The sequence below is a fragment of the Leifsonia sp. NPDC058292 genome, assembly GCF_042880955.1.
GTDB lineage: Bacteria > Actinomycetota > Actinomycetes > Actinomycetales > Microbacteriaceae > Leifsonia.
In genome coordinates this window covers 1-12052 of the sequence record NZ_JBHVYL010000061.1, presented here as the reverse complement: position 1 = coordinate 12052, position 12052 = coordinate 1, and the positions used below count along the sequence as shown (strand labels likewise).

General features: G+C 68.1%; 10 protein-coding genes. 4 read left to right on the top strand and 6 right to left on the bottom strand.

From position 1 onward, the window contains the following. Positions 1-59 precede the first annotated feature (59 nt). From hpaD to hpaH, 6 genes are all read right to left on the bottom strand, one after another. Positions 60-1136, bottom strand: a complete 1077-nt coding sequence (hpaD, locus tag ACFVWR_RS18430; RefSeq protein WP_387215647.1) for a 3,4-dihydroxyphenylacetate 2,3-dioxygenase — start codon at positions 1134-1136, stop codon at positions 60-62. A gap of 35 nt (positions 1137-1171) precedes the next feature. Continuing rightward, positions 1172-2674 carry a 5-carboxymethyl-2-hydroxymuconate semialdehyde dehydrogenase gene (gene hpaE / locus ACFVWR_RS18425; RefSeq protein ID WP_387215645.1) on the bottom strand — a complete coding sequence of 501 codons (1503 nt, stop codon included), beginning with the start codon at positions 2672-2674 and terminating at the stop codon, positions 1172-1174. A 54-nt stretch (positions 2675-2728) separates the two neighbouring features. Further along, entirely contained in the window at positions 2729-3424 is a 696-nt protein-coding gene (locus tag ACFVWR_RS18420) for a GntR family transcriptional regulator (RefSeq protein ID WP_387215642.1), read from the bottom strand. Continuing rightward, entirely contained in the window at positions 3406-4857 is a 1452-nt protein-coding gene (locus ACFVWR_RS18415) for a fumarylacetoacetate hydrolase family protein (RefSeq protein WP_387215639.1), read from the bottom strand. Before ACFVWR_RS18415 ends, ACFVWR_RS18420 begins: the two co-directional genes overlap by 19 nt. Before the next feature lie 96 nt (positions 4858-4953). Further along, positions 4954-5775, bottom strand: a complete 822-nt coding sequence (locus tag ACFVWR_RS18410) for an HpcH/HpaI aldolase/citrate lyase family protein (protein ID WP_387215636.1) — start codon at positions 5773-5775, stop codon at positions 4954-4956. Then, entirely contained in the window at positions 5760-6545 is a 786-nt protein-coding gene (hpaH, locus tag ACFVWR_RS18405; RefSeq protein ID WP_387215633.1) for a 2-oxo-hept-4-ene-1,7-dioate hydratase, read from the bottom strand. Before hpaH ends, ACFVWR_RS18410 begins: the two co-directional genes overlap by 16 nt. Positions 6546-6827: 282 nt before the next feature. Here hpaH and ACFVWR_RS18400 point away from each other — a divergent pair, with 282 nt between their 5' ends. From ACFVWR_RS18400 to ACFVWR_RS18385, 4 genes are all read left to right on the top strand, one after another. Then, a complete protein-coding gene (locus ACFVWR_RS18400; protein ID WP_387215630.1) occupies positions 6828-8354 on the top strand; it encodes an ABC transporter substrate-binding protein in 1527 nt (508 codons plus the stop codon). 76 nt (positions 8355-8430) lie between these two features. Beyond that, positions 8431-9372 carry an ABC transporter permease gene (locus tag ACFVWR_RS18395; protein WP_387215627.1) on the top strand — a complete coding sequence of 314 codons (942 nt, stop codon included), beginning with the start codon at positions 8431-8433 and terminating at the stop codon, positions 9370-9372. Next, positions 9369-11177 carry a dipeptide/oligopeptide/nickel ABC transporter permease/ATP-binding protein gene (locus ACFVWR_RS18390; RefSeq protein ID WP_387215624.1) on the top strand — a complete coding sequence of 603 codons (1809 nt, stop codon included), beginning with the start codon at positions 9369-9371 and terminating at the stop codon, positions 11175-11177. The genes ACFVWR_RS18395 and ACFVWR_RS18390 overlap by 4 nt, the downstream gene beginning before the upstream one ends. Further along, positions 11174-12010: an ABC transporter ATP-binding protein gene (locus tag ACFVWR_RS18385; protein ID WP_387215621.1), complete on the top strand. Its 837-nt coding sequence runs from the start codon at positions 11174-11176 to the stop codon at positions 12008-12010. Before ACFVWR_RS18390 ends, ACFVWR_RS18385 begins: the two co-directional genes overlap by 4 nt. Positions 12011-12052: the final 42 nt, after the last annotated feature.

The following is a 12052-nucleotide window of genomic DNA, read 5'->3' as shown; positions in this document are numbered from 1 at the left end:
CCGTCTGAGCGGTGCGGCTCACGGCGTGTCGGGACCCCTGGGTGGATTCGTGCGGGGCGCTAGACCTGCGCGCCCAGCTTGAAGCCCTGCTCGGTGTCGCCCTCGCGCGTGTACGAGAACCCGTCGGCGCCGATGGTCACGTCCATCTCGCCCGGGTCGTGACGCGTGGTCAGCGGCTGGGGGATGCCGTCGAGGTCGAGCACGAGCGACGCATCCGTGTACCAGCTCGGAACGACCGGGTTGCCCCACCAGTCGCGGCGCTGGTTGTCGTGCACGTCCCAGGTGACGACAGGGTTGTCGGGGTCGCCCGTGTAGTAGTCCTGCGTGTAGATCTCGATGCGGTGGCCATCGGGGTCGCGCAGATACAGGTAGAACGCGTTCGAGACGCCGTGACGGCCGGGGCCGCGCTCGATGAGGTCGGACTTGCGCAAGGCGCCGAGCTTGTCGCAGATGTAGAGGATGTTGTGCTTCTCGTGCGTGGCGAACGCGACGTGGTGCATCCGCGGCCCGTCGCCGCCGGTGAGGGCGGTGTCGTGCACGGTCGGCTTGCGGCGCATCCAGGCCGCGTAGGTGACGCCCTGGTCGTCTTTGATGTCTTCGGTGACCCGGAATCCGAGGTCTTCCATGTACTTGCGCGCGGCGGGCACGTCGGGGGTGACCTGGTTGAAGTGGTCGAGCCGCACGAGCGCGCCGGGGCCGTAGAGGTCGTAGCGCCAGGCGAGGCGCTCGACGTGCTGCACGTCGTAGAAGAACTCGTAGGGGAAGCCGAGCGGGTCGACGACGCGAACCGAGTCGCCGATGCCCTTCGTGAAGCCTTCGGCTCGACGTTCGACCCGGCAGCCGAGCTCCGTGTAGAACGCGACGGCGAGGTCGAGGTCTTGCGGGCTGCGCACGCGGTAGGAGAACGCGGCGACGGCGGCGATGGGGCCGAGCCGGAGCACGAGGTTGTGGTGGATGAACTCCTCGAACGACCGCAGGTAGATCGCGGTGTCGTCCTCCTCGGTGACGACGAGCCCGAGGATGTCGACGTAGAACTCCCGTGCTTTCGCGAGATCGGTGACGACGATCTCCATGTAGGCGCAGCGCAGGATGTCCGGCGGCGTCGAGACGGGTGTGGGGATGGGGGCGGTGCTCATTTCTTGTTCCTCCTCTTTGAGAACGGGTGCGGCCGTCAGTGCGCTGACGCGCCGAAGCGTGCGGTGTGCACGGCGCCGAGCGTGATGTGCACGGCCTGCTGGTCGGTGTAGAAGTCGATGGAACGGTAGCCGCCCTCGTGGCCGAGGCCCGAGGCTTTGACGCCGCCGAACGGGGTGCGCAGGTCGCGCACGTTGTGCGAGTTCAGCCAGACCATGCCGGCCTCGACGTTCTGCGCGAAGGTGTGCGCGCGGGTGAGGTCGCTGGTCCAGATGTAGGCGGCGAGACCGTACCGCACGCCGTTGGCGAGTTCGAGGGCCTCCTCGTCGGAGTCGAACGGGGTGATGGCGACGACGGGGCCGAAGATCTCCTCCTGGAAGATGCGGGCATCGGGGGCGACGTCGGCGAACACGGTCGGTGCGACGTAGTTGCCGTGGTCGATGCCGTCTGGGCGGCCGCCGCCGGCGAGCAGTCGCCCCTCCGACTTGCCGATCTCGACGTAGCTCATCACCTTGTCGTAGTGCTCGGGGTGCACGAGGGCGCCGACCTCGGTCGCGGGGTCGTGCGGGTCGCCGACGACGATGTTCTTGGCGCGGGCGGCGTAGCGGGCGCAGAAGTCGTCGTAGATGCTGCGCTCGGCCAGGATGCGCGAACCGGCCGTGCAGCGCTCGCCGTTGAGCGAGAACACGCCGAACAGGGTCGAGTCGATCGCGGCGTCGAGGTCGGCGTCGGCGAACACGACGGCGGGCGACTTGCCGCCGAGTTCCATGGACAGACCCTTGAGGAACGGCGCGGCGTTGCCGAAGATGAGCTGTCCGGTGCGGCTCTCGCCGGTGAAGGAGATGAGGGGCACGTCCGGATGCTTCACCAGCGCGTCACCGGCCTCCTCGCCGAGCCCGTTGACCAGGTTGAACACGCCGTCCGGCACGCCGGCGTCGCGGAAGATGGTGGCCCAGAGGCTCGCCGACAGGGGGGTGAACTCGGCGGGCTTGAGAACGACCGTGCAGCCGGAGGCGAGCGCGGGGGCCAGTTTCCAGCTCTCGAGCATGAACGGGGTGTTCCAGGGGGTGATGAGACCGGCGACACCGATGGGCTTGCGGTTCACGTAGTTGATCTGCGAGCCGGGAACCTTGTAGGCGTCGTCGGACTGCGCGACGATCAGGTCGGCGAAGAAGCGGAAGTTCTCGGCGGCACGCTGCGCCTGCCCGAGCGCCTGGGTGATGGGCAGGCCGGTGTCGAACGTCTCGAGCTCGGCGAGCCGCTTGTCCTGCGCTTCGACGGCATCGGCGACGCGGTTCAGGATACGAGCGCGCTCGCGCGGCTTCAGGCGCGGCCACGGACCTTCGGTGAAGGCCCGTGTCGCGGCGGCGACGGCGAGGTCGACGTCTTCCTTCTGTCCGGCGGCAGCGGTGACGTACGTCTGGTTGGAGACCGGGTCGAGCACGTCGAACGTCTTGCCGGAGACGCTGTCGACGAACTCGCCGCCGATGAAGTGCTGGATCTTGTCAGGCAGGTTCTCGGGGATGTAGTGCTGCGCCATGGACGCACGCCTCCTTCGGCGATCGGTGAAGTCTGCTGGGGTGGTGGTGTTCGGTCAGCGCTGCGGATGCTTGTGCTCGCTCTGGTAGGCGAGGAAGGCATCCAGCGTCGCGAGACGGTGACGGCGGGCGGCGAGCTCGATGTCGAGCGGGTCGGCGCCCGCCTCGATCAGCCCCAGGATCTGCTCGTGCTCGCGAACGGATTCGCGGGCACGCCCGGGCACGAATCCGAACGTGGAGTCGCGGAGCACCTTGAGCCGGTTCCAGCCGCGGTGCACGAGGTCGAGGATGTGGGGGTTGGGGCACTCTTCATAGAGCACCGAGTGGAAGTCTCGGTTCAGCTCGGTGAAACGGTGCGGGATGAAGTCGTCGAGGCAGGCGATCATCTCGCTGTTGACGGCGCGGGCGCGGGCGATGTGGTCGGCGGTGAGGAGGGGAGCGGACATCTGGGTGGCCGCGCCCTCGACGAGTGCGAGGGTCTGCATCGTGTACGTGTACTCGGTGTCGTGGAGGAGGGCGACCTGCGCTCCGACGTTCTTCTCGAACGTGACCAGGCCCTCCGCTTCGAGGCGGCGGATGGCCTCGCGCACGGGAACGACGCTGATGTTCAGCTCGCTCGCGATCTGGCCGAGCACGAGCCGGAACCCGGAGACGTACCGGCCGTCGTCGATCCGCACGCGGATCCAGTCGTAGGCGAGCTGCGACTTGCTCGGCGTGACCTCCTTGGCGATGCCTACTGCTGTGTCAGCCATGCGCGGTACCTCTCTCTCCAGGCGGCGTTCATCGGGAACAGGCCGTCGATCTTCTCGCCGGCGGCCACCTGCCGGGCGATGAACTCTTCTTCGCGCTCCTGCTCGATCGCGTCGGCGACGACGGACTCGACGAGCGCCGGCGGGATGACGAGCAGACCGTCGGCGTCTCCGACGATCACATCCCCGGGCTGAACGGCCGCGCCACCGCACGCGACGGTGATGTCGGTGTCCCAGGGCACGTGCTTGCGGCCGAGAACGGCGGGGTGCGGTCCGGCGTGGTAGGTGGGGATGTCGAGGGAGGCGACGATCGCGAGGTCGCGCACCCCGCCGTCGGTGACGATGCCGGCGGCGCCGTTCACCTGGGCACGCAGGGCGAGCACGTCGCCGACGGTGCCGCTGCCGCGCTCGCCGCGGGCCTCGATGACGAGCACCTCGCCCGGGCCGAGAGCGTCGAACGCGCGCTTCTGGGCGTTGTAGCCGCCACCGTGCGTCTCGAACAGGTCTTCGCGACCGGGGATGTAGCGGAGCGTCTTCGCGCGGCCGACGAGCGTGGCAGCGGGACGCGTCGACTGCAGGCCGTCGATGGAGACGTTGTTCAGGCCGCGCTTGCGCAGCTGAGAACTGAGCGTGGCCGTGGAGACGGAGGCGAGTTTCGCGCGGAGATCGTCGGTGAGCTCGAACGGCGATTCCGCATCCGCTCCCGGCGCCGGCGGGGTGCCGAACGCCTCGGCGCGCTGCACGTCGTCGACGGCGGGCTTGGTGCCGAAATCGCCGAAGGGGATGCGACCCTCGACGACGCGCGTCACGAGCCGGCCGGAGGTGGGGGAGCCCGGAGCGGTCGGCGCGTCGACCTCGACCTCGACGACGTCGCCCGGCACGGTCACCGAGGAGCCGGCGGGGGTGCCCGTGAGGATGAGGTCGCCGGGCTCCAGGGTCATGAGCTGCGAGAGGTCGGCGACCAGGCGGCCGAACGAGAAGAGGAGGTCGTCTGTGGTGCCCTCCTGCACGAGCTCGCCGTTGACCCAGGTGCGCACACGGAGCGCATCCGGGTCGACCGAGGCCGCGGGGATGACGTCGGGCCCGACCGGAGTGAAGCCGTCGCCGCCCTTGGAGCGCACGTTGGAGCCCTTGTCGGCCGCGCGCAGGTCGTAGACGCCGAAATCGTTCGACGCGGTGACGCCGGAGACGGCGGCCCAGCCTTCTTCAGGACTGACGCGGCGGGTCGGACGACCGATGATGAGGGCGATCTCACCCTCGAAAGCGAGCAGTTCCGTTCCGGCGGGGCGCTCGATGGCGCCGCCTGTCGTCGCGACCGACGACGACGGTTTCAGGAAGTACGAGGGAGTCGCGGGGGTGCGTCCTCGCTGGGCGGCGCGGGAGCGGTAATTCAGGTGCACGGCGATGATCTTGCCGGGGATGCTGATGTCGCTCACGGCTGCTGGCCTCCTCTTCTTCGACGGGCATGTGTTCGACGAACCAGATGGAACGTATCTGAGATTGTATACGATCGGCGTATGATCGGCAATCGATCAATACCCCGGCGTGATCTCGCCACCGGCCTCGCCGATGAATGTATCCGCCAGGCCTTCCGACGCGCGTGCCAGCAGGGCCACGTCTGCGCCGACGAACACGAAGTCCGCGCCCGCGTCCAAGTAGTGCTGAGCCATCGCCGGATCGAACGCGTTGACGCCGGCGGGCTTGCCGGCCCGGGATGCGGCGGCGAGTGTGCGCTCGACGGCGGCGACGACATCCGGGTGGTTCTGCTGGCCGAGGAGGCCCATCGAGGCTGCAAGATCTGCGGGGCCGACGAACACCGCGTCGACGCCGTCGACAGCGAGGATGTCGTCGACGGCCGCAACGGCATCCGCCGACTCGATCTGCACCGTCAGGGAGACGAGTTCGTCGGCGCGAGCGAGATAGTCCTCCACGCGGTTCCAGCGCGCCGACCGGGCGAGGGCACTGCCGACGCCACGAACTCCGGCCGGGGGATAGCGCACGGCGGCGACCATCGCGCGCGCGTGCTCGGCGTCGCTCACCATCGGGACGAGGATGTTCTGCGCACCCAGGTCGAGCAGCTGCTTGAGAACAGCGGTGTCGCCGATCGGCGCGCGCACCAGGGGGGTGACCGGATAGGCCGCGACCGCCTGCAGCTGGGCGAGGATCGACTCCAGCCCGTTCGGGCCGTGCTCGCCGTCGATCAGCAGGGCGTCGACGCCGCTGCCGGCGCAGATCTCGGCGACGAGGGCGCTGCCGGAGCACACCCACATCCCGATCAAGGGCCGCTGGGCGTCGCGGAGAGCGTCGGCGAAGGTCGGCTCGGCCCGCCGGGACGGGTTCAGACGAATCGGCATGTGATGGCTCCCAGCTGTCCGTAGTCGGCGTGCACGGTGTCGCCGCGTTCGACCCACATCGGGCGGGTGAACGAGCCGGCGAGGATGATCTCGCCGGCGTCGAGTCTCGTGCCGTGGTGCGCGAGCTTGTTCGCCAGCCACGAGACGCCGGCGGCGGGATGGTCGAGCACGGCAGCGGCGACGCCCGACTCCTCGATCGTCTCGTTGCGGTAGAGCAGGGCGGAGACCCAGCGCAGGTCGACCGCATCCACCGCCACGGGCCGGCCGCCGACGACCATGCCGCCCATCGCCGCGTTGTCGGAGATGGTGTCGACGATGGTGCGGCCCGCCATCTCGATGCGCGAGCTCAGGATCTCGAGCGCGGGCACGACGTACTTGGTGGCGTCGAGCACGTCGAACAGGGTGCAGTCAGGGCCGGTGAGCGGCTCGCCGAGCACGAAGGCCAGTTCGACCTCGATGCGCACGTTCGAGTACGCGTCGAAGGGGATGACCGCGCCGGTGGCGAAGACCATGTCGTCGAAGATGATGCCGTAGTCGGGTTCGGAGATCCCGGTCGCCTGCTGCATGACTTTGGAGGTGAGGCCGATCTTGTGGCCGACCAGGCGGCGCCCGTCGGCCTGGCCTCGCTCCTTCCAGAGGTTCTGCACCGCGTAGGAGTCGTCGATGGTCATCTCGGGATGCCGGGCGGTGAGCAGGGGGATCGTCGTGCGTTCCCGCTCGGCGTCGGCCAGTTCATCCGCGATGGACCGGATGATCGAGTCTTCGAGCAACGTTGGTCACCTTTTTCGTCGTCGGCGGAAGTTCCACCCGGTCGAATCGTATATCATCCCGTACATCTTGGCGATTACCGGTTTCCGCGCCTTTCGTGCGACGCTCATCCGGTCGTTATTCTCCACTAGTTGTTTTTCTTGTCAACAACTGTAGAATTACCGCCACGACACAGCGATGTGTAGCCAACCTCGGTTGACGACAGAACCACGAGTGCTGTGTCGACGCCCTGCAGCGTGCGTGTCAAGATCCACCCCTTGCCCTGCCAATCGAGAGAAGAAGACATGAAGAAAGCAATGGCTGCGATGGCTCTGGCCGTCGCGACAGCGCTCGCGCTGACAGCCTGCGGCTCGGGAGGCGACACCACAGCGTCCTCCGGCGCCGGTGCCTCCGGTGGTCCGCTCAACCTCGGCGAGTTCGCCGACGTCACCTCGTGGGACCCGTCGCTGGCCGACATCGGCTTCGACGGGCCGTACCTCTCCGCGATCTACGACCCGCTGCTCGCCGTGGACGGCGACGGAAAGCCGACGCCCGCTCTGGCGACGGAATGGAAGGTCTCCGACGACTTCCTCAAGGTGACGCTCACCCTGCGCACCGGCGTGAAGTTCAGCGACGGCGAGAAGTTCGACGCCGACGCCGCCGTCACCAGCCTCGACTATCTCAAGAAGGGTGCGCGCTCCGGCGAGGCATACCTCAACGTCGAGAAGTTCGTGGCCGTCGACGACAAGACGGTCGAGATCGACCTGACCAAGCGCGACGACACCCTCCTCTACTTCATGGGTCTCGGCCGCAGTTACATGATGGCGCCCAGGGCGATCGCCGACGGCTCGCTGGCGAAGACCCCTGTCGGATCGGGGCCGTACACGCTCGGTTCCTCGAGCGTCGCAGGCTCCGAGTACCACTTCGACAAGGTCAAGAACCACTGGGACGCCAAGCAGTTCCCGTTCGATCCGCTGGCGATCTATCCGATCCAGGACGGCACAGCGCGCGACAACGCGATGGCCTCCGGTCAGATCAACGTGAACTACGCCGACGACACCGCGCTCAAACAGGCCAAGGAGAACGGCTGGAACACCGCGGCCAAGGTCTCCGGCTGGGTGGGACTCCAGTTCACCGACCGCGCGGGCGAGAAGTTCAAGCCGCTCGGAGACGAGAAGGTGCGACAGGCGCTGAACGACGCGTTCGACGGTTCGAGCATCCTGAAATCCGTCGGCTCCGGCGCCGGCGTCGCGACGAACCAGGTGTTCCCCTCGGGGATGCCGGGCAACCTGACCTCGCTGAACGACAAGTACAAGACCAGCATCACCAAGGCGAAGTCGCTGCTGGCGGAGGCGGGCTACGCCGACGGCTTCGACCTGCACATGCCGATGTCGCAGGTCTTCCAGGTCTGGCAGCCCGCGGTCGACCAGGTCTTCAAGGATCTCGGCATCACGGTCACCTGGGACGACATGCAGTACATGGACTACCAGAAGAACGCTCCGACGTACCCGATGTTCGTCGCGTTCATCTCGATGGACTCGAACCCGGTCGCGACCGTCGAACGTCAGATCAGCAACCCGCAGTGGTACAACCCGACACCGCAGACGGACAAGTTCCCGGATGTGGCGGCCCAGGTGACCAAGGTGCTGGCCGCCGACCCGAAAGACCAGGTGAAGGAGATCGAGAAGCTCAACACCCTCGTCACCGACAAGGCGTGGTTCTCGGTCTGGTACCAAGCGAACAACAGCTACGTCTCGACCTCGAACATCGAGATCACGCCGGTCACCGGAATGATGTACCCGACACTGCGCCAGATCGCGGTGAAGGGCTAGACCCCACCCTCGGCCGGGCCGCGGTGACACCATCCCGCGGCCCGGTCGCCATCCTCGTCACCGACAGGGAACTCTCATGATCAAGTTCACGGCCAAGAGACTCATCTCGGGGTTGATCCTGCTCCTGGCAGTGGTTACCGGCACGTTCTTCCTCGCCCATCTCGCCATCGGCGATCCCACGGCCGGCCTGCTCGGCACGTCGGCGACGCCGGCCCAGCAGGCCGCGCTGGCCGCGAAGATCGGGGTCGACCGTCCGTTGCTCGTGCAGTTCTGGGACTGGGCGTCGCACGCGATCGTCGGCGACTTCGGCACCTCGTGGCGCAACTTCCAGCCCGTCGGGGCGCAGATCGCGATCAAACTGCCGGTGACCCTGTCCGTCGTGACGGCCGCCACCCTGCTGTCGGCGGTGTTCGGCGCCGTGTTCGGCGTGCTGGCCGGGCTGCGACCCGGGTCGGTGCTCGACAAGGTCATCAAGGCGGCGTCGGTCATCCTGTTCGCGCTCCCCGGCTTCTGGGTGAGCCTCGTGCTGGTGATCTGGTTCGCCGTCAACCTCAAATGGTTCCCGGCCGTCGGCTACGTGCAGCCGACCGTGAGCGTCGACGGGTGGCTGCGCTCGATCACGCTCCCGTCGATCGCGCTGGCCGTCGGTGCGATCGTCATGATCGCCGAACAGCTCCGCAACGGGATCATCACCGCGAACAACCAGGACTACGTGCGCACCCTCCGCAGCCGGGGCCTCTCGCAGCCCCGTGTGGTGCTGCACCTGCTTCGCAACGCCGCTCCCGCATCCCTCACCGTTCTCGCCCTGATGTTCGTCGGGCTGCTGGGCGGGGCGATCGTGGTCGAGCAGATCTTCAGCCTGCCGGGCATCGGAGCGCTCACGAGCGGTTCGTCGCAGAACGGCGACATCCCCATCCTGCTCGGCATCACCGTCGTCACCGTCGCCTTCGTGGTGATCGTGAACTTTCTGCTCGACGTGGTGCTCGGCTGGGTCAACCCGAAGGCGCGTGTGCAATGACGACAGCGACCCCTGTGACCATCGACCCCCGGCTCGCCCGCCGCGGCAACACCTTCGCGCGGTTCGTGCGCAGGCCCGCCGGTGCGATCTCCCTGGGCTTCTTCGTGCTGATCCTGCTGGTGGCGGTCTTCGCGCCCCTGCTCGCGCCGCGCGACCCGAACTTCGTCGACTTCGCCCTCACCAAGGCCCCGCCGAGCGCGGCACACCCGCTCGGCGGCGACAGCGCGGGCCGGGATGTGCTCTCGCGCCTGATCTGGGGAACCCAGTCGACACTGTGGGGAGCGTTCGTCACGATCGTGGTGGCCGTGATCGCCGGTGTTCCCGCGGGACTCGCCGCCGGCTACTTCGGGCGCGGATTCGACCGCTCGGCCACCTGGGTGAGCGACGCGCTGCAGGCGGTGCCGGGAATGATCGTGCTGCTCATCGTCGCCGCCGGAACACGCAACGACTTCACCATCCTCATGGCGACGCTCGGCGTCTTCATGGCGCCCGGCTACTTCCGGCTCACCCGCTCCACGGTGATGGCGGTGCGTAACGAGGCCTACGTCGACGCGGCCAAGGTCTCCGGGCTCGGCACGGCGCGCATCCTCTCCCGCCATGTCGTCAAGGCCGTCTACGCGCCGGTCGTCATCCAGACGGCGCTCACCGCCGGAATGGCGATGGGGATGCAGGCCGGCCTCCAGTTCCTCGGCATCGGCGGGGCGAAGACGCCCGGCTGGGGCGCGATGATGAACGAGGGCTTCCGCACGATGCTCACGAACCCGCTGCTGCTGCTCTGGCCGTCGCTCGCCCTCGGGATCTCGATCGCGGCACTGGCTGTGATGGGGTCGACGCTCGCGGATGTGATCAGCGTGCGAACGCCGGTCGCCCGGCCGAAGCGGCGCTCAGCGCCGAGCGTGAAGCGTGCGGCCGGCGCCGAGCCGGCCGTGGTCACGACGTCGACAGGGGCCGTCGTCCATAAGTCGGGTGACTCCGCGGTGCAACTGCAGAACCTGCGGGTGAGCTACGGCGACACGGAGGTTGTGCACGGGATCACGCTCGACGTTGCGCCGGGGGAGGTGCTCGGCATCGTCGGCGAGTCCGGGTCGGGCAAGTCGCAGACCGTCTTCTCCATCCTCGATCTGCTGCCCGCCGGCGGCACCTACAGCGCTGACGCGCTCTGGGTCGGCGGGCGTGACGTGACCCGCCTGAACCACAAGGAGCGCACCGGACTGCTCGGCACCGAGGTCGGGTACATCCCGCAAGAGCCGATGTCGAACCTCGACCCGTCGTTCACGATCGGCCACCAGCTGATGGAGCCGCTGCGCTCGGTGCACAAGCTGTCGAAGTCCGCCGCCCGCGCCCGAGCGCTGGACATGCTCGCCAAGGTCGGCATCGTCGACCCCGCCAGGGTGATGCGGTCGTATCCGCACCAGCTCTCCGGCGGGATGGCCCAGCGCGTGCTCATCGCCGGCGCGGTCGTCGGGAAGCCTGCCGTGCTCGTGGCCGATGAGCCGACCACCGCGCTCGACGTGACGGTGCAGGCCGAGGTGCTGGAGCTGCTGCGCGAACTGCAGCAGGAGTACCGGATGGCCCTCATCATCGTCACGCACAACTTCGGCGTGGTCGCCGACATCTGCGACCGCGTCGTCGTGATGAAGCACGGCGACATCGTCGAAGTCGGCGACGTCGACAGGATCTTCACCCGGGCGGAGGACGAGTACACCCGAGACCTGATCGCAGCCTCGCTCGACGGAGCCGAGAGCCGCGCGCGGCTCGACGAGCTCGAACGGGCCGAACCCGACCGGAAGGCGGTGCTGGCATGACCGCATCGAACGCACCGCTGCTGTCCGCCCGCGACGTCGTGGTCGACTACGGCGCCCGCAAGAAGAACTCGTTCCGTGCGCTGAACGAGGTGTCGATCGAGGTCGGGGCCGGCGAATGCGTCGGGCTCGTGGGCGAGAGCGGGTCGGGCAAGTCGACACTCGGCAAGGCCATCCTCGGACTGGTGCCGGTGACGAGCGGAACGATCCGGTTCGACGGCGAAGACATCACCCGCGCCACGGGCGCGCAACGTCGGGCATTGGCGTCGAGCATCCAGGTGGTGTTCCAAGATCCGTACGGTTCGCTGAACCCGGCGATGACCATCGGTGACATCCTCGCGGAGCCGCTCACCGCATCCGGGGCCGGTCGCAAGGAGGCCCGCGCCGCGGTGGCCGACATGCTCGACAGGGTGCGACTGCCGAAGACGGTCGTCGGCCGCTACCCCAGCGAGTTCTCGGGCGGCCAGCGGCAACGCATCGCCATCGCCCGGGCGCTCGTGAGGCGCCCGCGGCTGATCGTCTGCGACGAGCCGGTGAGCGCCCTCGACCTGACGACGCAGGCGACGATCATGGACCTGTTCATCGAGCTCCAGCGCGACACGGGAGTGTCGTACCTGTTCGTGTCGCACGACCTCGGCGTGGTGCGCCGCATCTGCCATCGCGTTGCGGTGATGTACCGCGGCGAGATCGTCGAGACCGGGGAGGGCGAGCAGATCACGCGCGACCCCCAGCACCCGTACAGTAAGCGACTGCTCATGGCGTCGCCGGTGGCGGACCCTGCCCGACAGGCGGCGCGGCGGGAGGCGTGGCTGAAGCTGCGCGAGCCCGTTCACTGATCGAGGGGTCCCGACTCGCCGTTACGTGGGTGCAGGTAGCGG

Bases quoted from the DNA above. Each gene is read 5' to 3' on its own strand.
- hpaD (WP_387215647.1), bottom strand. From the start codon at position 1,136: ATGAGCACCGCCCCCATCCCCACACCCGTCTCGACGCCGCCGGACATC.
- hpaE (WP_387215645.1), bottom strand. From the start codon at position 2,674: ATGGCGCAGCACTACATCCCCGAGAACCTGCCTGACAAGATCCAGCAC.
- ACFVWR_RS18420 (WP_387215642.1), bottom strand. From the start codon at position 3,424: ATGGCTGACACAGCAGTAGGCATCGCCAAGGAGGTCACGCCGAGCAAG.
- ACFVWR_RS18410 (WP_387215636.1), bottom strand. From the start codon at position 5,775: ATGCCGATTCGTCTGAACCCGTCCCGGCGGGCCGAGCCGACCTTCGCC.
- ACFVWR_RS18400 (WP_387215630.1), top strand. From the start codon at position 6,828: ATGAAGAAAGCAATGGCTGCGATGGCTCTGGCCGTCGCGACAGCGCTC.
- ACFVWR_RS18395 (WP_387215627.1), top strand. From the start codon at position 8,431: ATGATCAAGTTCACGGCCAAGAGACTCATCTCGGGGTTGATCCTGCTC.
- ACFVWR_RS18390 (WP_387215624.1), top strand. From the start codon at position 9,369: ATGACGACAGCGACCCCTGTGACCATCGACCCCCGGCTCGCCCGCCGC.
- ACFVWR_RS18385 (WP_387215621.1), top strand. From the start codon at position 11,174: ATGACCGCATCGAACGCACCGCTGCTGTCCGCCCGCGACGTCGTGGTC.